The sequence below is a fragment of the Weissella viridescens genome (assembly GCF_014789145.1).
GTDB classification, from domain to species: Bacteria; Bacillota; Bacilli; order Lactobacillales; family Lactobacillaceae; genus Weissella; species Weissella viridescens.
Map to the genome: position 1 here is coordinate 700,352 of NZ_CP061835.1, position 20,498 is coordinate 720,849.

The window sequence follows — 20,498 nt, forward strand, 5'->3', positions numbered from 1 at the left end:
TTATAATTAAATTGAGCCGAAAAAATACACCGCGTAATTTTTTGAGTTTTTTAAATTAGTTTAAATCGCTTGTGGCCTTTGAGCCACAATACTCAAACTTGAATCATCAACGCAAGTTGATAGGTTAAGTTATTAAGGGCGCATGGTGAATGCCTTGGCACTAGGAGCCGATGAAGGACGGGACTAACACCGATATGCTTCGGGGAGCTGTAAGTAAGCTTTGATCCGGAGATTTCCGAATGGGGAAACCCAACTTGTTTATACAAGTTATCATTTAGTGAATACATAGCTAAATTGAAGGTAGACGTTGTGAACTGAAACATCTCATTAGCAACAGGAATAGAAAGAAAAATCGATTCCGACAGTAGCGGCGAGCGAAATCGGAAGAGCCCAAACCAACGTGCTTGCATGTTGGGGTTGTAGGACTACCATTGTGGAGTTACAAAATTGTTTATTAGCAGAATCAGCTGGGAAGCTGAGCGAGACAGGGTGATAGCCCCGTATGCGAAAGTAAGCAATCTCCCGTGTAGGATCCTGAGTACGGCCGGACACGTGAAATCCGGTCGGAATCCGCGAGGACCATCTCGCAAGGCTAAATACTCCCTAGTGACCGATAGTGAACCAGTACCGTGAGGGAAAGGTGAAAAGCACCCCGGAAGGGGAGTGAAAAAGTTCCTGAAACCATGTGCCTACAAGAAGTTAGAGCCCGTTAATGGGTGATAGCGTGCCTTTTGTAGAATGAACCGGCGAGTTACGATAACATGCAAGGTTAAGGTGGAAAGACCGGAGCCGTAGCGAAAGCGAGTCTGAAATGGGCGCTTAAGTATGTTGTTGTAGACCCGAAACCAGGTGACCTACCCATGTCCAGGGTGAAGATGCGGTAAAGCGCATTGGAGGCCCGAACCCGTACATGTTGAAAAATGTTGGGATGAGGTGTGGGTAGCGGTGAAATTCCAATCGAACTTGGAGATAGCTGGTTCTCTCCGAAATAGCTTTAGGGCTAGCCTCGGAATGAAGCGTGTTGGAGGTAGAGCACTGTTTTGGTGCGGGGCCCATCTAGGGTTACCAAATTAAGATAAACTCCGAATGCCAATCACGTATGTCCGGGAGTCAGACAGTGAGTGATAAGATCCATTGTCGAAAGGGGAACAGCCCAGATCGTCAGTTAAGGTCCCTAAGTGTGTGTTAAGTGGAAAAGGAAGTGGAGTTGCATAGACAACTAGGATGTTGGCTCAGAAGCAGCCACCATTTAAAGAGTGCGTAATAGCTCACTAGTCGAGTGATTCTGCACCGAAAATGTACCGGGGCTAAACACACCACCGAAACTACGGGTGCCACGTAAGTGGCGCGATAGGAGAGCGTTCTATGGGCGATGAAGTCAGACCGTGAGGACTGGTGGAGCGCATAGAAGTGAGAATGCCGGTATGAGTAGCGAAAGACAGGTGAGAATCCTGTCCACCGTATGACTAAGGTTTCCTGGGGAAGGCTCGTCCTCCCAGGGTTAGTCGGGACCTAAGGCGAGGCTGAGAAGCGTAGTCGATGGATAACAGGTTGAGATTCCTGTACCAGGTGAACATGTTTGAACGATGGAGGGACGCAGAAGGCTAACGGATCCCAGCTGATGGATATGCTGGGTTAAATAACAAGTCTTGAGTTGAGTTAAATGCTTGACTCTTTAAGGACAAGTTATGATGAGGACCGAAATAAAGTAGGGAAGTCCGCCATGTCACGCTGCCAAGAAAAGCTTCTAGTTAGTGTTTACCTGCCCGTACCGCAAACCAACACAGGTAGTCGAGGAGAGCATCCTAAGGTGAGCGAGTGAACTCTCGTTAAGGAACTCGGCAAAATGACCCCGTAACTTCGGGAGAAGGGGTGCTCAGCGAAAGCTGAGCCGCAGTGAATAGGCCCAGGCGACTGTTTATCAAAAACACAGGTTTCTGCAAAATCGTAAGATGACGTATAGGGGCTGACGCCTGCCCGGTGCTGGAAGGTTAAAAGGAGTGCTTAGCGCAAGCGAAGGTATGAATTGAAGCCCCAGTAAACGGCGGCCGTAACTATAACGGTCCTAAGGTAGCGAAATTCCTTGTCGGGTAAGTTCCGACCCGCACGAAAGGCGTAACGATCTGGGCACTGTCTCAACGAGAGACTCGGTGAAATTTAAAGACCCGTGAAGATGCGGGTTACCCGCGACAGGACGGAAAGACCCCATGGAGCTTTACTGTAGCTTGATATTGAGTGTTTGTGCAGCTTGTACAGCATAGGTAGGAGCCGTTGAAGTCGGAACGCTAGTTTCGATGGAGGCACAGGTGGGATACTACCCTCGTTGTATGACCACTCTAACTCACACCACTAAGCGTGGTGGAAGACAGTGTCTGGCAGGCAGTTTGACTGGGGCGGTCGCCTCCTAAAAGGTAACGGAGGCGCCCAAAGGTTCTCTCAGAATGGTTGGAAATCATTCGCAGAGTGTAAAGGCACAAGAGAGCTTGACTGTGAGACTGACTAGTCGAGCAGGTACGAAAGTAGGGCTTAGTGATCCGGTGGTTCCGCATGGAAGGGCCATCGCTCAACGGATAAAAGCTACCCTGGGGATAACAGGCTTATCTCCCCCAAGAGTCCACATCGACGGGGAGGTTTGGCACCTCGATGTCGGCTCATCGCATCCTGGGGCTGTAGTCGGTCCCAAGGGTTGGGCTGTTCGCCCATTAAAGCGGTACGCGAGCTGGGTTCAGAACGTCGTGAGACAGTTCGGTCCCTATCCGTCGCGGGCGTAGGAAATTTGAGAGGAGTTGCCCTTAGTACGAGAGGACCGGGGTGAACGTACCTCTGGTGTATCAGTTGTTCCGCCAGGAGCATCGCTGAGTAGCTATGTACGGATGAGATAAACGCTGAAAGCATCTAAGTGTGAAACTCGCCTCGAGATGAGATTTCCCATTCTTTATGAAGTAAGACCCCTTGTAGATGACAAGGTAGATAGGCTAGAAGTGGAAGTGCGGCGACGCATGGAGCGGACTAGTACTAATGGTTCGAGGACTTAACCAAGTTGAACAAAACGTTGGTGTACGGTTCATTTAATGAAATGAAAATAAGATACATAATATGATTCAGTTTTGAGAGACGTAAGTCTCATCAACACCGTGTTGTGATGATGGCATTGAGGTCACACCTGTTCCCATACCGAACACAGAAGTTAAGCTCAATAGCGCCGAAAGTAGTTGGAGGATCTCTTCCTGCGAGGATAGGACGTTGCAATGCATATGGACGATTAGCTCAGCTGGGAGAGCACCTGCCTTACAAGCAGGGGGTCACAGGTTCGATCCCTGTATCGTCCATTCGTAAGATTAAGCCTTATTAGGCCGACTTAGCTCAGTTGGTAGAGCATCGCTCTTGTAAAGCGAGGGTCGAAGGTTCGAGTCCTTTAGTCGGCATTATCTTGCGAACTTAGTTCAGTGGTAGAACATCACCTTGCCATGGTGGGGGTCGCGGGTTCGAATCCCGTAGTTCGCTTACTGATTTAAAAGCGTTCCTTATTCTTATAAGGAACGCTTTTTTAATTGAAAATGGTATAATAGAAGAAAAGCATGTTTAGGATGTGAGGGTACGCATGACACACACAAATACACCTATTTGGGGTACATTATTATTTATTCTATTTTTCGTACTCGCAACAATAGGACTCCTTTGGCTATCCAATCGGAGATATAAACAAAAACGTAAGATGGGTAGTTTCATGTATGGCGTAATGGCCATCATTACAGCGCTTTTTGCGCTCGCACATGTGGTGCAATTAATTATACAATAGCTAGAAAAGAGGTTACTGATGGATAATCGTGCGATTGGGTACATGGACTCTGGGGTTGGTGGATTAACAGCGGTCAAACAAGCGCTCTATCAATTGCCTAACGAACAAGTGAAGTATGTTGGGGATACCTTACGGATGCCATATGGTCCAAGAAGAACAGAAGAAGTTGCAAAATTTGCACTTCAAATTGGACAGTATTTGAACGAAACTGACGACGGCATTAAATTGTTAGTGATTGCTTGTAATACTGCGACTGCAGCAGGCTTACCATTGCTACAGGAACATTTGCCAATTCCGGTTGTTGGCGTTATCCAACCTGGGGTTGAATCAGCGCTAGATACAACGGAGAATAATGAAGTTGGTGTGATTGCAACCCAAGGAACCGTTGATTCAAACGCTTATTATAATGGTCTAATGGCTGGTAACCCAGGAATTGATGTCCGACAGGTTGCGACACCGGACTTGGTAACGCTTGTCGAATCCAATTTAACGGATGAGGCTGAAAAGCAAGCGGTCGTTACAGATCAATTAGCTGAATTGATTGGAACAGATATCGACACCTTAATTTTGGGATGTACACATTTCCCACTATTGAGTAATGAAATCCAACAGGCTATGGGTGATCAAGTCACCTTGGTAAACGCAGGTGCTGAAGCGATTAATTTGGTTGAACAAATATTAGATGATAATGATGCTCGTCACGGTATTTATCCAATGGCTAATCATGAGGATGATCTTTACTTTACGACAGGAGATATCGAACCTTTCCAAAAGATTGCGGAAAGTTGGCTAGAAATTCCTGTTACAGTGAAACATCTTGAAGCAGATGATAATGGACTCAGTTTATCGAAGGAGGACTAGATAATTGAAAAAACTAATTTTTGCATCTAAAAACCCTGGAAAGATTAAAGAGTTTCGTGCGTTCTTAGCTCCGAAAGGGATTGAAGTGCTCTCGCTACTAGATTTAACGGATACACCTGAAATTATTGAAAACGGGACTTCTTTTGAAGAAAATAGCCTGATTAAAGCGCAAACAATTATGCAGGCATACGATTTACCAGTAGTTGCAGAAGATGCTGGCTTAGTTGTTGCTGCTTTGAATGGGGAGCCTGGCATCTATTCTGCACGTTATGCTGGTGATCATGATGATGCAGCTAATAATGCTAAATTGTTAGAAAAGATGCAAGCGATTCCCGATGATGCACGACAAGCAAAGTTTGTCGCCGTTATCGTTGCCTTAAAGCCAAATGGCAAAAAACTTGTAACTGCTGGTGAAGTGGCTGGAGAGATATTGCGTGCACCACGTGGCGAGGATGGCTTTGGATATGATCCATTATTTTATTATCCAGCTTTTGGTAAAACCTTGGCTGAGCTGACTGTCGCAGAAAAAAATGAAATTTCACACCGTGGCAAAGCGCTGGAGCAATTTGCTGAAGCCTTTAATGATTGGTGGGAGGAAAGCTAATGGAGTACTTAATTGTTTCCGACGCGCATGGGGATCGTGGCATCTTAGAAAAACTTGTTGCTGATTATCGTGGGCGAGTTCAAGCGATGTTTTATGTTGGTGATTCTGAATTAAAGCACGATGATGAAGTATTTGATACTTTATTACCGGTTGTTGGAAATATGGACCGTGATCCGATGTTTCCTGATGATCGTTTATACCAGGAACAACAAGTTTCTATCTACATCGCTCACGGACATTTATACCACACGGAACGTAGTATTAGTCAATTAGAAGCAGCGGCGCAAGTACAAAATGCGAACGTCGTTTTAACGGGGCATACGCATCAACTTGGGGCGGAAATGAATGATGGAATTCTTTACATTAATCCCGGCTCAATTGCATTTCCGCGTGGACAATATGCCTATTTAAAGGGAACCTACGCAATTCTTTCAGTGTTACCAGATCGATTTGATGTTCAATTCTATACACGTGATGAACAGCCCGTCGAAGAATTAAAGGCGAGTTTCAAGCGTTAAAAGGTGCCACAGTGATTGTGGTACTTTTTTAATGGATAAGTGCAATAATTTGGTTTCATTAAATCATGGTACAAGCAAGCGGTATCTTTGGTACAATATAAAGAGTGAATTTGAGTTGCTCGGGAGATATTTGATAATGAATGAAAAAGAATGGGCTGTGCGATTACAACCGTACCAACAAACTGTCGATGAATTAAAAGTAAAGTTGCGCGGGATGCGACCAGAATTTAATCTTGCAGGCATTCAGACTCCGGTGGAATTTGTAACTGGACGTGTGAAAACAGTTGATGCGATTGAAGAGAAAATGGTTCGTCGTCATATTGAAGACGATCGGTTAGAAAAAGATATGGAAGATCTTGCTGGCGTGCGTATTATGACCCAGTTTACCGATGATATTTATAAAGTAGTTGACTTATTACGTCAACGTAAAGATATGACGATTTTGGAAGAACGTGATTATGTGACGAATGCCAAGCCTTCAGGTTATCGGTCATATCATATTGTGATTGAATATCCATTGCAATTAATAACCGGTGAACACAAAGTTTTGGCAGAAATTCAAATCCGTACCATGCAAATGAATGTATGGGCGACAATTGAACATGCGATTAATTATAAATACAACGGTGTGTATACTGAAGACATGGAGCAACAGCTAAAACATGCTGCTGATTTATCGAACGAAATTGATGATATTTTCGAACATCTTCATTTAGAAACGAGCGAGACAGACAAAGCATAAGCGAGGCGTATCATGAAAATTGCCATCTATCATAACGATAATGACCATTCTGTTGAAGTTGTAGATGAATTAAAAACAAAAATTTTGGCTAGAGATGATGCTGATATTATATTTGATGATGCCCACCCTGATATTGTTATTTCTGTGGGCGGAGACGGAACCCTTTTATCAGCATTTCATGCCTATGAACAACAACTAGATCATGTACGCTTTATTGGTGTACATACAGGTCATTTGGGTTTCTATGCAGATTGGCAAGATTTCGAGTTAGATGACCTTGTTAATAGTTTGGTACACGATTCTAAAGAATCAGTTGAGTATCCAATTGTCCAAGCAAATTTGTTTTTTACTGACCAAACCCAACGAACAATATTAGCGCTAAATGAAATCGTTATTAAACGTTCATTTGGGACGTTATCTGCCATTGTTGATATTAATGGTGATTATTTTGAACGTTTTCGTGGTGATGGGTTATCCATTGCAACGCCCAGTGGGTCAACAGCGTACAATAAAGCAGTTGGAGGAGCTGTGGTCAGTCCAAGCCTAGAAGCCATGCAACTCACAGAAATTGGATCGATTAATAATCGTGTCTTCCGAACACTAGGGTCACCGGTCATTTTGGGCGCATCTGACGTAATCTCTGTCAAGGCTCCAGATGCGGAAACTGACTCAGTTCAGGTCGCATATGATACGCTCCATTTTGTATCAGAACAGATTGAAAAAATTGAATTTAAAATTGCACCAACTAAAATTAAGTTTGCGAAATACCGCCATATGAATTTCTGGCAACGCATTCAAACGAGTTTTATTGGTCCGGAGGAAAAATAGTGGCATCATTTAGCTGGGTGAATCAAGAAGAAACCCCATTCAAAATTAAGACATTTTTAGCCCAACAAGGGGTTTCACACCGTATGTTTTCAATCATTAAGCGTGGCGGTGGATCTGTTGAAATCAATGGACGGCAGGTACGCACCGTCGACGAAATCCAACCAGGTGAACAAGTGGTCATTTCGTTGCCACCAGAGCAATCTAATGACGTGGTGGAATCATCACATATGCCATTGGACGTGCTTTATGAAGATGAAAACTGGCTAATTGTTAATAAACCGGCTGGCGTGACATCGGTGCCTGGTAAAGCTGACCGTTCAAACACGATGGTCAATCGCGTGAAGGGTTATTTAGAGGATGCAGGGTCACAAGACTTAGTACCACATGTGGTGACCCGATTAGATCGTTTCACTTCGGGTGTCGCATTACTGGCTAAACATCGGTTTGCTCACGGCTTATTAGATAAGCAACTGCAAACACATGCAGTTGATAAGCGTTACTTTGCTGTTGTTGACGGCGACTTACCAGATGATCATGGTGTGATTGAAGGACCAATTGGACGTGTTGACGGTGATTTTATTCGTCGTGAAGTGCGTGAAGATGGTCGTGCTTCCACGACAGAATATTGGGTTGAACATCGTTTTGGCAACATGACGTTGGTCCGTGTTCGCTTACATACTGGACGTACACACCAAATCCGCGTGCATTTTAGTCATATTGGACATCCACTGGTTGGTGATGAAATATACGGCGGGCCAATGGATCGCGGCATCGAACGTCAAGCCTTGCATGCCTATGCGCTGACTTTTTATGATCCATTCGCCCAGCAAGATCGTAAAACGACTAGTGCTTTACCTGAAGACATGGTTAAGCTCTTGGATGGATACCAGGTCGAAATTTAAGGTAAAGAGGGAGTGTTTGTATGGCAAATGAAAATAATAATGCTGAAGAAGTCGTTGAAGATCTACGTGATGAAATCAGTGAACAAGCTCAGGCCCTTGTGAATGATTTGGAGCATGGTGATAAAGAAGCCTTTCTTGATGGCTTTGCAGATTTGCACGGCTATGATCGTGGTCAATTTTATCTGAATTTACCTTCACAATTACGTCAGCAAGTTATTGACTGGTTGACGCCAAGTGAAATGGCTGAAGTCTTTGATGAAATGCAAGTAGATGATGACACTAAACCAGATGAATTATTAAAAGAAATGTCACCGCAATATGCTGCGGAAATGTTGGATCAAATGTATACAGATAATTCGGTAGACATGCTAGAGGAATTAAGTGGGCATGATTTGCGGATGTACTTATCTTTGATGCCAGAGCAGGATGCTAAATCAATTCGTGAGTTATTGAATTACGATGACGAGACTGCTGGTTCGCTGATGAGTCACGATTATATCGCGATTAGTGAAACGGATACGATTCCAGAGGCAATGCAGGCAGTTAAAGTTGCGGCTAAAGAAGCGGAACAAATTACATATATTTATGTCTTAAATGCTGATGAAAAGTTGGTAGGTGTCGTTTCGTTGCGTTCATTGATGTTGGCTGACGATTCCTTGGAATTGAAGGACATTATGGACACAAACCTGATTGCGGTCGGTCCAGATGAAGACCAAGAAGAAGTTGCCCATATCATGGCGGATTATAATTTTTCTTCGTTACCAGTTGTTGAAAATGATAAATTATTGGGAATTATCATGGTCGATGATATTGTTGATGTTATTGGCGATGAAGCAACGGAAGATTATTCGCGTTTGGCCGGGGTTGATGTCGAGAGTGGGGATGATAATCCACTCAAAGCCGCCTTTAAACGATTACCATGGTTAATTGGATTGATTTTCTTGGGAATGGGAACCGCTTCTGTGATTGATGGTTTTAACGGGTTGGTTGCTACAGCACCAATTCTTGCCGTATTTATCTCGTTGATTACTGGAACGGCCGGTAATGCTGGAACGCAATCTCTTGCGGTGGCTGTGCGTAAGCTAGCTTTTAAATCAACAACGAATGTATGGAAGATGCTTTTGAATGAAATTTTAATTGGATGTGTTATTGGTATCGTTGCTGGTCTGACAATTTTTACGGTTGTTACCTTTTGGAAGCATAATGTGCTTTTGGGGCTAGCGGTTGGTTTAGCTATGGGAATTGCAATTCTTGTCGCGAACGTTGCTGGTGCCTTTATTCCACTGATTATGGATGCAATCCATGTTGATCCAGCTGTTGCGTCAGGACCTTTCATTTCAACTTTGTCGGATTTAACATCTGTTTTAATTTACTTTAATATCGCTGGCTTGTTCATCCATCTATTTGGAGCGATTTAGCCAAGCAAAAATAGGCTTATGAATAAGCCTTTTTTATTTGGGAGAATGATATGCAAAAAAACAATATGACCAGATTACAAATTATGATTTTGGGCGTCTTGAGTGCCTTTGGTCCACTAGCTTTGGATTTATATTTACCAGGACTACCTGTTTTACAACGAGAACTTCACACAACAGCGACGATGACACAACTCTCAATTACGGCAGCCATGTTTGGCTTAGCGATTGGACAAGTTGTCGTGGGACCGCTTTCTGATAGACTTGGTCGTAAGATGCCATTGATTTATGGAATTGCTGCTTTTACGATTGCTTCGTTTGGTATTGCGATGAGTGATAACATTGGCATGATTATTGTTTTACGTCTGATACAAGGTCTAGGTGGAGCGACAGGAATTGTTTTATCGCTGGCCATGATTACGGATTCGTTTGATGGCATTCAATTAACCCGCAATGTTGCCATTAATCAAACGATTAACGGTATTTTCCCGATTTTGGCACCGGTACTTGGAGGTGTGTTAATTGCGTTAGCAGACTGGAGAAGTGCGTTTTGGTTATTAGGCGGGTTAGGGTTAATTATCGTATTATTAATTATTTTTAAATTACCTGAGACGAATTTAGACCGACAAAATGGTTCGATCAAGGAAACATTTGGGCGATTTAAAAGTATTCTTGAAAATCGTTATTTTATGGCCATGACGTTGATCCAAGGCTTTATGATGAGCGCGCTATTTGCGTATATTGCTGGATCGTCTTTTGTGTTACAAGATTTATATGGCTTATCAGTACCAGCCTTTTCGGGGGTGTATGCCTTAAACGGATTTGGTATTTTATTAGGGGCAAGTCTTTCAGGAAAGTTAGCTGAAAAATATTCAGCCTGGCAGATTCTGAAATGGTTTATGATGTTCTCTATGGTCGGCGGGTTGCTCTTGATCGTGTCACTCTTTTTGCCAAAATCAATTTGGTTAACCATTTTGGCTTTCTTCTTGATTGTGGCACCTGTCGGAGGTATTAACAGTATGACAACAGCACTTGCCATGGCCCGTGAACATCAAGATGCCGGTACTGCTTCGGGCATTCTTGGATTGACGCGTTTTGCCATGGGCGGTATCATGTCACCATTGGTCGGTTTAGGTGGAACGACCACAATGGTGCCACTGGTAATAGTGATTGTGGTCGTACAACTATTGGGTGCCGGCATTTACGCGGTAATGCAGTATAAGCAACCGGCGTAAAGTGTTGCAATCTAGTCACTTTAATGCTATGATTAACTTTGTTGATTAATAAACTCTTAGCTGAGTGGCCAGGGCGAAATGCCCCGGCCGCTCATTTTTTTGGAATTTATTTTAAAAAATAGAAAACCTTAGACTGAAGGGAGGTTTAAAATGCCAGAAGTGATTGATAAGGTAGCAGCAGTGCTTACTGATGCTTTAACTGAACAAGGGTTTGACCTGTGGGATGTCCGGTACGAGAAACAAGATGCTGATATGGTTTTGCGTGTCTTAGTCGATCGTCTAGACGGCGACATTAATATGGATGATTTAGTGATGTTAACTGAATTAATTAGTGATCGTGTTGATGAAATCCAACCAGATCCATTCCCAGAGGCCTACCTCTTGGATGTTTCATCACCCGGTGCAGAACGCGACCTAAAGCGGCCACGTGATTTTGATTGGGCTGTTAACAAAACGGTTGAGTTAGAATTGAAGACGCCAATGGATGGTGAAATGACGTTAACTGGGACACTTGTTTCAGCAACAGATGAGGCAATTACACTTGAGGTCGTTGGAAAAAAAGGAAAACGAACACAAGTAACGATTCCAATGGACCAACTTAAGCGTGCTCATTTGTCAATTGATCAAGATCGTATTTTAATGACGGATGATGATTTTGCTTGGGCAATTGAAAAATTGGTTCAAGTATCGACATACCGGAAAATTGATGGTCAAAAAGATTTTGTAGGTGAGTTAACTGAGGCGACACCTGAAGTGTTGGTGCTTGCTGATGAAGATGGTCAGACAATTGAAATCCCAAGAGATGTGGTCGCAAAAGCGCGCCATACAAATACGTTCTAGATAAGTGGAGAAAGAAAAATGAGTAAGGAATTGGTGACAGCCCTTAATGCCCTTGAAGAAGAGAAAAACATTAAGGCGGATGTATTAGTAGAAGCCATTGAAGAAGCCTTGAAGAAGGCGTATGAAAAAAATTACGATGATGCAGATAATGTTGAAGTGACTTTTGATCAAAAAAAGGGAAACATCAAGGTTTATTCTGTTAAAACGGTCGTTGAAGACGTCGAAGATGCAAATAAAGAAGTTAGCTTGTCTGATGCTTTGAGTAAAAACAAGGCTTATGAACTTGGTGATGAAATTAAGTTTGAAGTAACCCCTTCAGACTTCGGGCGCCTAGCAGCGCAAACAGCTAAGCAAATCATCATGCAAAAGGTTCGTGAAGCTGAACGTGGTAACATCTACGATAACTTCATTACTTATAAGGATGAAATTATCACTGGTGAAGTTGAACGCGAGGATTCACGTTTCCTTTATGTGATTTTGCCTGGTCAACAAGAAGCAGCGATGAAGCCCGAAGATCAAATGCCAAATGAAAAATACCAAATGGGTGATCATATTAAGGTACTTGTTTCTGATGTTAAAAATGAAGCTAAAGGACCACAAGTCTTTGTGTCTCGTACACACCCTGACTTAGTTAAGCGTTTATTTGAATCTGAAGTACCTGAAGTTTACGATGGTACAGTTGAAATCAAATCAATTGCGCGTGAAGCTGGTGATCGTTCTAAGATTGCTGTCTACTCACACAACGAAAACCTAGATGCTGTTGGAACAATGGTTGGTCAACGTGGTGCCCGTGTTCAAGCAATTGTGAACGAATTATCTGGTGAAAACATGGATATCGTTGAATGGACTGAAGACCCAGTTGAATTCATTAAGAATGCCTTGAACCCAGCTGAAGTTGTTGATGTGATTTTTGATCCTGAAAATGAACGTGCTGTAACAGTTTTGGTACCTGATTATCAATTATCATTGGCAATTGGTAAGCGTGGTCAAAATGCACGTTTGGCAGCGCGCTTAACGAACTTCAAGATTGACATTAAGCCTGAAAGTGAACGTGATGCTGTGATGGCTGAACTAGAGAATCCAACGCCAGCGGTTGAAGAAGTCGTTGATGCTTTTGAAGAAGAGTAAGTTGGTAGCATAAGGAGGAACGTGCAATGCGGCAACGTAAAATTCCAATGCGAAAAGATATCGTAACCGGTGAAATGGTCCCAAAGCCTGACCTAGTTCGAATTGTGAAGACGCCGGAGGGTGAAGTTGAACTAGACCCGACGAGCCGAGCAAATGGGCGTGGCGCATACATCAAATTAGATGTTGACGTTGCCCAACAGGCCAAAAAAAAGCGGACTTTTGATCGTGCATTTGGTGTTAAGTTACCAGATGATTTTTATGATGAATTGATTGCATACGTCGACCATCAAGCAGCTCGACGGGAGCTATTTGGCGATGAATAACGACCAAAAAATATTGAATTTATTAGGACTAGCACGGCGGGCTGGAAAGCTTGAAGCTGGTGAAGATATGGCCTTAAAGGCGATTCGGAACGGTAAGGCTTCATTGGTGTTTTTCGCCAGTGACGGTGGTCCAAGTACTTTAAAAAAGTTTACAGACAAAACCACAAGTTATGATGTACCCATGTGTACACGCTTTTCAAAGGCGCAATTAGCTGATGCAACGGGGATGCCTCGGACAGTGTTAGCCGTAGCCAATCGTGGTTTTGCAAAGAAAATGCGACAATACTTAGAACAATAGGAGGATGGCACATGACCAAGCGAATTTATGAGTTGGCAAAGGAATTAAATGTTTCATCAAAGGACTTAGTATCAGCGGCTGAATCAGCTGGTTTCGATGTTAAGAACCACATGTCAACAATTAATGACAATCAAGAAAAAGATTTGAAGCAACGTGTTCAAAAGAACCCATCAAATCAAAAAGCGGCCAAGACGGATGCTAAGCCTGCAGCAGCTAAGGCACAAGCTAAATCTACAGCGCCTGCAAAAAAGGCTGAAGCAAAGCCTGAAGCAAAGCAAAGCAATGGTGGTCAAGCACAACGTCACGAGACGAAGAAGCCTGCTACTAACAACACGCAAAGCCATTCAAACGGTGGCCAACGTTCACAAAACAACAATAGCCAACGTCCACAAGGTGGCCAAGGTCAAAACCGTGGCGGACAAGGTCAAAATCGTGGTGGTCAAGGCCAAAACCGCGGCGGACAAGGTCAAAACCGTAATGGTGGTTGGAATAACAACAATCGTGGTGGTAAGAAGGGCAAGCGTGGTCAAAACCGTAATAACCAACGTAATAATGAGCCACGTCCAGCAGCTCCACAACGTAAGGAACAACCATTACCAGAAGTATTGAACTATACAGTTGGTATGAACGTTCAAGATATCGCAAAGTTAATTCACCGTGATGCAACTGAAATTATTAAGAAGTTGTTTATGCTTGGCGTTATGGTTAACCAAAACCAAAGTTTGGATGGCGATACCATCGAATTGCTTGCAACTGATTACGGTATTGAAGCTAAAGAGAAGGTTGAAGTCGATCATTCTGATATCGATAAGATCTTCGAAGAAGAAGCAAACAATGATGAAAACCTACAACCACGTGCACCTGTTGTCACAATCATGGGACACGTTGACCACGGTAAGACAACATTGTTGGACTACCTACGTAACACGCACGTGACTGACGGTGAAGCTGGTGGAATCACACAACACATCGGTGCTTATCAAGTTAAGACTGAAGATGATCGTGAAATTACATTCTTGGATACACCTGGACACGCGGCCTTTACTGAAATGCGTGCACGTGGTGCCAATGTGACTGATATTACCATCTTAGTTGTTGCAGCTGATGATGGCGTTATGCCACAAACGGTTGAAGCAATCCATCACGCGAAAGCTGCTGGAACACCAATTATCGTTGCAGTTAATAAAATTGATAAGCCAGGAGCAAATCCTGACAATGTTATCAATCAATTGATGCAATACGAATTGATCCCTGAAGAATTTGGTGGAGATACAATCTTTGTTAAGATTTCTGCCAAGTACGGTGAGAACATCGATGAATTGCTTGAAATGGTCCTTTTGACAGCTGATGTTATGGACTTGAAGGCCAACCCTGATCAACGTGCTGCTGGATCAGTCGTTGAAGCGCGTTTGGACAAGGGACGTGGACCCGTTGCCACAGTGCTTGTTCAACAAGGAACGATGCACATTGGAGATCCAATCGTTGTGGGTAACACATATGGTCGTGTTCGTACAATGACAAACGATCGTGGTCGTCGTATTAAGGCTGCCATTCCGTCAACACCAGTTGAAATTACTGGGTTGAATGAAGTGCCATCTGCAGGAGACCGTTTTGTGGTCTTTGAAGATGAAAAGACGGCGCGTGCCGCGGGTGAGGAACGTTCAAAGCGTGCTTTGCTTGAAGATCGTAACCGTAATAATGTTGTTTCAGTTAACGACTTGTTCAACAAGATGGCTGAAGAAAACATGAAGTCTGTGCCTGTTATCATTAAGGCTGACGTGCAAGGTTCTGTCGAAGCATTGGCTGGCTCACTTCAAAAGATTGATGTTGACGGTGTTAAGGTTGATATTATTCACACAGCCGTAGGTGCGATTAATGAATCTGACGTAACACTTGCTGAAGCTTCTGGTGCGATTATCATTGGGTTCAATGTACGTCCAACACCTCAAGCAAAGGCTCAAGCTGATGCGGCCGATGTCGATATTCGTCTACACAATGTTATTTATAACGTAATTGATGAAATTGAAGCAGCCATGAAGGGTCAACTCGATCCTGAATACAAGGAAGAAATTGTCGGTACTGCTGACGTTCGTGAATTGTTCAAGGTTTCTAAGGTTGGAACAATCGTTGGTGGTATGGTAACTTCTGGTAAGATTACAAGTGAATCATCAGTTCGTTTGATTCGTGATGGTATTGTTATCTTCGAAGGTAAGCTTAACTCACTTCGTCGTTATAAGGACGACGTTAAGGAAGTTAAGAATGGTTACGACTTCGGTTTGACGATTGAAAACTACAACGATGAAAAGATTGGTGATGTGATTGAAGCCTACGAAATGGTTGAAATCAAGCGTTAATCTAACTGATAACATCCATAGAGGAGTTCAATGATGGGACAACAAAATTTCCGTGTTGGTCGTTTAGAACAAGAGATTCAACGCGAAGTTAATGACATTTTGTTAAAGCGCGTCCGCGATCCTCGTGTTCAAGGTGTGACTGTAACAGGTGTTGAAGTGACCGGTGATTTGCAACAAGCGACAATTTATTACAGCCTATTATCAGATTTAGCATCTGTTAATAAAAAGGCTGCTGAAGGATTGGATGCGGCAACTGGTTTAATTCGCAAGGAGTTGGGTAGTCGTTTAACGATTTACAAAACGCCAGAATTAATCTTCAAGAAAGATGACTCAATTCAATATGGAAATCATATTGATGAATTGATTCGTCAACTAGACCAACAAGATTAAATATAAAAGGTTCGGTTAATTCCGAACCTTTTTTGTATGCGCTCATGAATTTTGATACAATTGAAAGAACTAGAAAAACGTTTAAAAAAGGGAATAAGACATGCAATTACGTCCATTAGAAAAAAGAGATTTACCATACATTTATAAGCAAGAAAACGCACGTCGGGTTATGGCCCTTTGGTTTGAAGAACCCTATACATCATTTGATGAACTAGAAATCCTGTATGACAAGCACGTTTTAGATCAAGCTGAACGTCGCTTTGTAATTGATGTGAATGATGAATTCGCTGGCGTTGTTGAATTAGTTTATATTGACAACTTGCATCGAAACACAGAAATTCAAATTATCGTTGAAGAAAAATTTCAAGGGCAGGGATTAGCACAAGAAGCCATGCGTGCTGGTTTGGAATATGCCTTTAATGTGATTAACATGCACAAGGTTTATTTGTATGTTGATGTCGAAAATACAGCTGCTGTACACATTTACAAGAAAATTGGTTTCGAAATGGAAGGAACCCTTAAAGAACAATTTTATGCAAATGGCCGATACCATGATAGCTATATGATGGGGATGGTTTGGAGCAGTTTTAAAGAAATTGAAGCAAAAGCGAAAGAACAATAGTTGAGGTACGCATGATGGAAGGAATTCTCCCAATATACAAAGAAACTGGCATGACGTCCCATGATGTTGTCTTTAAATTAAGAAAAATCTTACATACAAAAAAAGTCGGACATGCAGGAACGCTTGACCCAAATGTTGATGGTGTATTACCAATCGCCATTGGTAAAGCGACAAAAAGTATTGAATTCTTACAGGATGCCGGTAAAGTTTACACAGGAACGATTACTCTGGGATTTTCAACAACTACTGAGGATCTTGATGGCGAAGTTGTGGAAGAAGTGACACAATTAGATCCTTTATCAGTTGAGATGATTGACCAGGGGCTAGCAAAACTTGAAGGTGATATTATCCAAATTCCGCCCATGTTTTCAGCGGTAAAAGTGAATGGGCGTCGTCTATATGACTACGCACGTGCCGGTGAAACTGTTGAGCGCCCAAAGCGTGATGCAACTATTTATGAATTCAAGCGAACGAGCGAACCAATCTTTGATGCAATGACGCAGACACAAACGTTTGCTTTTAAGGCAGTGGTATCAAAAGGGACTTACATTCGAACGCTAGCTGTTGATTTTGGGAAACAATTTGCATTGCCATCTGTCATGAGCCAGTTGACTCGTCAATCAGCAGGAGGGTTTACGCTGGCAGAAAGTCACTCTTTAGCGGATGTTGCTACGGAAATGGAAAAAACGGGAAATATCGATGATTGGTTACTCCCAATTGATCGAGCGGTTGCACAATACCCAAGTGTGGCTTTACCGGATGATATTTGGCAGTTCGTCAAGAACGGTGTCGGATTACCTGCGGATTTATATCCCAAAAAATCAGAAAGAATTGTTATTACACATAATCGTGAAGTGAAATCAGTTTTTGAATGGTCTGATCGCAAGCAACAATATCGACCATATCGGACGTTTAAAAATGAATAAGTAAAGAAGCAAGGATGGTTAAGCGCATGGAAGTATATCAGTTACATCATCCATTTGATGAAAAATTAGTTGACCAAACGCCAAAAGTTTTAGCGATGGGTTTTTTTGATGGCATGCATTTGGGTCATCAAGCGGTGATTCAGGAGGCGCGTAAAATTGCAGACCATTTAGAATTACCCTTAGCAGTACTCACATATGATCAACATGCTTCAGTCGTCTTTGAAGCGCATGATCAACCATTGCGTTATTTAACACCCTTGAATCGCAAGCTTGATTTATTGCGAGATTTGGGTGTTGATATGACGTATGTGGTAAACTTTACGGCGGCTTTTGCAGCTCAAACACCGCAAGCTTTTGTGGACAAATATATTGTAGGACTTGGGACGCGAGTGGCAGTAGCTGGCTTTGATCATACCTATGGTGCTGACGCAGATTTAGCTGACATGGCCCACTTAAGTGAGTATGCTAGTGGTCGATTTGATGTATTTGAGGTACCAAAAATTGAACGACTTGGGCAAGAAAGTGCTTCAAGCTATTTACGGAAACTGGTTGATTCGGGTGATGTTGACACGTTACAAACATTCTTAGCATGCCCATATCAAACCAGTGGGGTTGTGGTACATGGTGAGGCTCGGGGACGTGAAATGGGTTATCCAACAGCGAATATTGAAACTCCCATTGATCAGCGTTTACCAGGCGTAGGCGTCTATGCGGTTTCACTTAAAATTGGTGATACGTGGTATCCCGGGATGGCGTCCATTGGTTATAATGTAACCTTTGGCGAAAACCGACCTAAAACAGTTGAAATCAATCTATTTGATTTCAGCCAAAATATATATGGTGAGGCGGTACAAGTGCAATGGCACCATTATGTTCGTGGTGAAGTGAAATTCTCTGGGATGGAGACATTGCAGACACAACTTGCTCATGACGAGGCGACGATTCGCGACTATTTTAATGTAAAAGAGAGTAATGAGGCAGGAATAGATGGCATTTGATGGACTATTTACCCATGCAATGACAAAAGAATTAAACGATACGTTGGCGGGTGGACGCATCATGAAGATCCACCAACCCTATCCAAATGAAGTTTTTCTGGTGGTGCGTAATAATCGAAAGAATTATCCTCTTTTGTTGAGTGCTCACCCCATGTTTGCACGGGCGCAAATTTCACAAATTAAATACAAAAATCCCCAAACGGCACCTAACTTTGCCATGATGCTTCGTAAGCATTTGGAGGGGGCACAGTTGTTGCGCATTGAGCAGGTTGAAAATGACCGTATCATGCGCTTTGTGATTTCTGGAAGAAATGAGTTAGGGGATGAAGACCGTACGGTTTTGATTCTTGAAATGATGGGACGGCATTCTAACTTGTTTTTGGTTGATGAAGCCAGCCAGAAAATCATTGATTTGATTAAACACGTCCCTGCAGATCAAAATCGTGTTCGAACTTTAATGCCAGGTGGGACTTATGTCCAACCACCCAAGCAAGATGTTTTGAATCCATACCAAAGTCTAGATGGTTTGGCCAATCTAATTCTAGATTATCGTGAACCAAACGAACTAGCTAAGCAAATTCAAAGCCACTTCCAAGGTTTTGCTCGTGATTCTGCGCACGAATTGGCAGCAGTCGTTCAAAATGACGGGGACGCCATGGCGCATGCGCAATCATGGTTCGATCACTTTAATCAGCCTAATCCCACCTTGGTTGATACACAAAAGGGACTCCAGTATGTCCCATTCCCTTGGCAAACAGTAACTGGGGAGACGACTGAATTTGCAACCTTAAGTGAATTGTTAGATGCTTATTATGAAGGAAAGTCTGAACGTGATCGTGTCCAACAACAGGCCGGGGTTGTCCTCCGGGTTATTCATAATGAACTTAAGAAAAATAAAACGAAGATAAAAAAGCAACAAGCTGAGTTAGCCCAAGCTGATCATGCTGATGAGTATAAGGTCAAGGGAGAACTCTTAACGACATATATGCATCAGATTGAGCGTGGGATGACTGATATTGAATTGCCAAATTATTATGACGATAATAAGCCCATGCAAATACAGTTGTCGAACCAATTAAGTCCTTCACAGAATGCACAACGTTATTTTACCCGTTATAATAAGCTAAAAGCATCTGTGAAATATTTAAATGAACAGATTGCCTTGGCACAGAAGGAAGTTGATTACTTTGAGAATTTGCAAGCTCAAGTTGATATTGCAAGTCCCAAGGATATTGAAGAAATTCGTCAGGAATTAATTCAAGAAGGTTATCTACGTGTGCAAAGTAAGAAAAAGCAAAAAGCACAAGTGAGCCAACCAGAAATTTTCTACGCAAGTGACGGAACGCAAATTGAAGTTGGTAAAAACAATCTTCAGAATGAGCGCTTATCTATGAAGACCGCAAATAAATCAGATATCTGGATGCATACCAAAGATATTCCTGGGTCACACGTTATCATTCATTCGTCTGAGCCAAGTGAACAAACATTAACCGAAGGTGCGCAACTTGCTGCTTACTTCTCGAAGGCACGTGATTCAGCTAACGTCCCAGTGGATTATTTACCGGTTCGTCGTTTACGTAAGCCCAACGGATCAAAACCAGGTTTTGTCATATTTGAGGGACAAACAACAATGACTGTTACGCCATCATATACAACTGTTCAGAAATTACGAAAAAAACCTGAAGCTTAAATTATGAGTCGTTCGAGAGAACGGC

18 protein-coding genes, 3 tRNA genes and 2 rRNA genes are annotated in these 20,498 nt (G+C 42.7%); all 23 read left to right on the forward strand.

What is annotated here, in order from left to right; all coding sequences use genetic code 11:
- Positions 1 to 122: 122 nt before the first annotated feature.
- A 23S ribosomal RNA gene (locus IE337_RS03525) occupies positions 123 to 3,039 on the forward strand.
- 96 nt (positions 3,040 to 3,135) lie between these two features.
- Positions 3,136 to 3,252, forward strand: a 5S ribosomal RNA gene (rrf, locus tag IE337_RS03530).
- Positions 3,253 to 3,256: 4 nt separating this feature from the next.
- Positions 3,257 to 3,329 (forward strand) — tRNA-Val (locus IE337_RS03535).
- A 23-nt stretch (positions 3,330 to 3,352) separates the two neighbouring features.
- Positions 3,353 to 3,425, forward strand: a tRNA-Thr gene (locus IE337_RS03540).
- A gap of 7 nt (positions 3,426 to 3,432) precedes the next feature.
- Positions 3,433 to 3,504 (forward strand) — tRNA-Gly (locus tag IE337_RS03545).
- Positions 3,505 to 3,817: 313 nt separating this feature from the next.
- Positions 3,818 to 4,660, forward strand: a complete 843-nt coding sequence (gene murI / locus IE337_RS03550) for a glutamate racemase (protein WP_057743259.1) — start codon at positions 3,818 to 3,820, stop codon at positions 4,658 to 4,660.
- Positions 4,661 to 4,664: 4 nt separating this feature from the next.
- Positions 4,665 to 5,264, forward strand: a complete 600-nt coding sequence (locus IE337_RS03555; protein ID WP_057743262.1) for an XTP/dITP diphosphatase — start codon at positions 4,665 to 4,667, stop codon at positions 5,262 to 5,264.
- The gene (locus IE337_RS03560) at positions 5,264 to 5,782 is read left to right on the forward strand and encodes a YfcE family phosphodiesterase (protein WP_191136791.1); all 519 of its coding nucleotides are present in this window, start codon (positions 5,264 to 5,266) and stop codon (positions 5,780 to 5,782) included. Before IE337_RS03555 ends, IE337_RS03560 begins: the two co-directional genes overlap by 1 nt.
- A gap of 136 nt (positions 5,783 to 5,918) precedes the next feature.
- The gene (locus IE337_RS03565) at positions 5,919 to 6,524 is read left to right on the forward strand and encodes a GTP pyrophosphokinase (protein WP_057743269.1); all 606 of its coding nucleotides are present in this window, start codon (positions 5,919 to 5,921) and stop codon (positions 6,522 to 6,524) included.
- Positions 6,525 to 6,536: 12 nt separating this feature from the next.
- Positions 6,537 to 7,352, forward strand: a complete 816-nt coding sequence (locus tag IE337_RS03570) for an NAD kinase (RefSeq protein ID WP_191136792.1) — start codon at positions 6,537 to 6,539, stop codon at positions 7,350 to 7,352.
- Positions 7,352 to 8,254, forward strand: a complete 903-nt coding sequence (locus tag IE337_RS03575) for an RluA family pseudouridine synthase (RefSeq protein ID WP_227067840.1) — start codon at positions 7,352 to 7,354, stop codon at positions 8,252 to 8,254. Before IE337_RS03570 ends, IE337_RS03575 begins: the two co-directional genes overlap by 1 nt.
- 20 nt (positions 8,255 to 8,274) lie before the next feature.
- Entirely contained in the window at positions 8,275 to 9,672 is a 1,398-nt protein-coding gene (gene mgtE / locus IE337_RS03580) for a magnesium transporter (RefSeq protein ID WP_191136793.1), read from the forward strand.
- A gap of 50 nt (positions 9,673 to 9,722) precedes the next feature.
- Positions 9,723 to 10,904, forward strand: coding sequence for a multidrug effflux MFS transporter (locus IE337_RS03585; protein ID WP_191136794.1), 1,182 nt, complete (start codon positions 9,723 to 9,725; stop codon positions 10,902 to 10,904).
- Between the two features lie 150 nt (positions 10,905 to 11,054).
- Complete coding sequence (locus tag IE337_RS03590) at positions 11,055 to 11,744, forward strand: ribosome maturation factor (RefSeq protein ID WP_191136795.1); 690 nt, start codon at positions 11,055 to 11,057, stop codon at positions 11,742 to 11,744.
- A gap of 18 nt (positions 11,745 to 11,762) precedes the next feature.
- Positions 11,763 to 12,872, forward strand: a complete 1,110-nt coding sequence (gene nusA, locus IE337_RS03595; RefSeq protein WP_191136796.1) for a transcription termination factor NusA — start codon at positions 11,763 to 11,765, stop codon at positions 12,870 to 12,872.
- Between the two features lie 26 nt (positions 12,873 to 12,898).
- Complete coding sequence (gene rnpM, locus IE337_RS03600) at positions 12,899 to 13,195, forward strand: RNase P modulator RnpM (protein ID WP_057743286.1); 297 nt, start codon at positions 12,899 to 12,901, stop codon at positions 13,193 to 13,195.
- A complete protein-coding gene (locus IE337_RS03605) occupies positions 13,188 to 13,493 on the forward strand; it encodes a YlxQ-related RNA-binding protein (protein WP_057743290.1) in 306 nt (101 codons plus the stop codon). The genes rnpM and IE337_RS03605 overlap by 8 nt, the downstream gene beginning before the upstream one ends.
- 11 nt (positions 13,494 to 13,504) lie before the next feature.
- Positions 13,505 to 15,847 carry a translation initiation factor IF-2 gene (infB, locus tag IE337_RS03610; protein WP_191136797.1) on the forward strand — a complete coding sequence of 781 codons (2,343 nt, stop codon included), beginning with the start codon at positions 13,505 to 13,507 and terminating at the stop codon, positions 15,845 to 15,847.
- Between the two features lie 33 nt (positions 15,848 to 15,880).
- Positions 15,881 to 16,237, forward strand: coding sequence for a 30S ribosome-binding factor RbfA (gene rbfA, locus IE337_RS03615; RefSeq protein ID WP_057743296.1), 357 nt, complete (start codon positions 15,881 to 15,883; stop codon positions 16,235 to 16,237).
- 100 nt (positions 16,238 to 16,337) lie between these two features.
- Positions 16,338 to 16,859, forward strand: a complete 522-nt coding sequence (locus IE337_RS03620) for a GNAT family N-acetyltransferase (protein WP_057743299.1) — start codon at positions 16,338 to 16,340, stop codon at positions 16,857 to 16,859.
- A gap of 14 nt (positions 16,860 to 16,873) precedes the next feature.
- Entirely contained in the window at positions 16,874 to 17,785 is a 912-nt protein-coding gene (gene truB, locus IE337_RS03625) for a tRNA pseudouridine(55) synthase TruB (protein ID WP_191136869.1), read from the forward strand.
- A gap of 26 nt (positions 17,786 to 17,811) precedes the next feature.
- Positions 17,812 to 18,783 (forward strand): riboflavin biosynthesis protein RibF, encoded by a 972-nt coding sequence (ribF, locus tag IE337_RS03630; RefSeq protein ID WP_057744605.1) that lies wholly within the window; start codon positions 17,812 to 17,814, stop codon positions 18,781 to 18,783.
- On the forward strand, positions 18,773 to 20,473 hold the full coding sequence (locus tag IE337_RS03635; RefSeq protein WP_191136798.1) for an NFACT RNA binding domain-containing protein: 1,701 nt from the start codon (positions 18,773 to 18,775) through the stop codon (positions 20,471 to 20,473). Before ribF ends, IE337_RS03635 begins: the two co-directional genes overlap by 11 nt.
- Positions 20,474 to 20,498: the final 25 nt, after the last annotated feature.

Excerpts from the sequence above, each read along its gene's own strand:
- IE337_RS03560 (WP_191136791.1), top strand. The coding sequence starts at position 5,264 with ATGGAGTACTTAATTGTTTCCGACGCGCATGGGGATCGTGGCATCTTA.
- IE337_RS03565 (WP_057743269.1), top strand. The coding sequence starts at position 5,919 with ATGAATGAAAAAGAATGGGCTGTGCGATTACAACCGTACCAACAAACT.
- ribF (WP_057744605.1), top strand. The coding sequence starts at position 17,812 with ATGGAAGTATATCAGTTACATCATCCATTTGATGAAAAATTAGTTGAC.
- IE337_RS03590 (WP_191136795.1), top strand. The coding sequence starts at position 11,055 with ATGCCAGAAGTGATTGATAAGGTAGCAGCAGTGCTTACTGATGCTTTA.
- IE337_RS03570 (WP_191136792.1), top strand. The coding sequence starts at position 6,537 with ATGAAAATTGCCATCTATCATAACGATAATGACCATTCTGTTGAAGTT.
- rbfA (WP_057743296.1), top strand. The coding sequence starts at position 15,881 with ATGGGACAACAAAATTTCCGTGTTGGTCGTTTAGAACAAGAGATTCAA.
- IE337_RS03605 (WP_057743290.1), top strand. The coding sequence starts at position 13,188 with ATGAATAACGACCAAAAAATATTGAATTTATTAGGACTAGCACGGCGG.
- IE337_RS03620 (WP_057743299.1), top strand. The coding sequence starts at position 16,338 with ATGCAATTACGTCCATTAGAAAAAAGAGATTTACCATACATTTATAAG.
- rnpM (WP_057743286.1), top strand. The coding sequence starts at position 12,899 with ATGCGGCAACGTAAAATTCCAATGCGAAAAGATATCGTAACCGGTGAA.
- mgtE (WP_191136793.1), top strand. The coding sequence starts at position 8,275 with ATGGCAAATGAAAATAATAATGCTGAAGAAGTCGTTGAAGATCTACGT.
- IE337_RS03585 (WP_191136794.1), top strand. The coding sequence starts at position 9,723 with ATGCAAAAAAACAATATGACCAGATTACAAATTATGATTTTGGGCGTC.
- IE337_RS03635 (WP_191136798.1), top strand. The coding sequence starts at position 18,773 with ATGGCATTTGATGGACTATTTACCCATGCAATGACAAAAGAATTAAAC.
- murI (WP_057743259.1), top strand. The coding sequence starts at position 3,818 with ATGGATAATCGTGCGATTGGGTACATGGACTCTGGGGTTGGTGGATTA.
- infB (WP_191136797.1), top strand. The coding sequence starts at position 13,505 with ATGACCAAGCGAATTTATGAGTTGGCAAAGGAATTAAATGTTTCATCA.
- truB (WP_191136869.1), top strand. The coding sequence starts at position 16,874 with ATGGAAGGAATTCTCCCAATATACAAAGAAACTGGCATGACGTCCCAT.
- nusA (WP_191136796.1), top strand. The coding sequence starts at position 11,763 with ATGAGTAAGGAATTGGTGACAGCCCTTAATGCCCTTGAAGAAGAGAAA.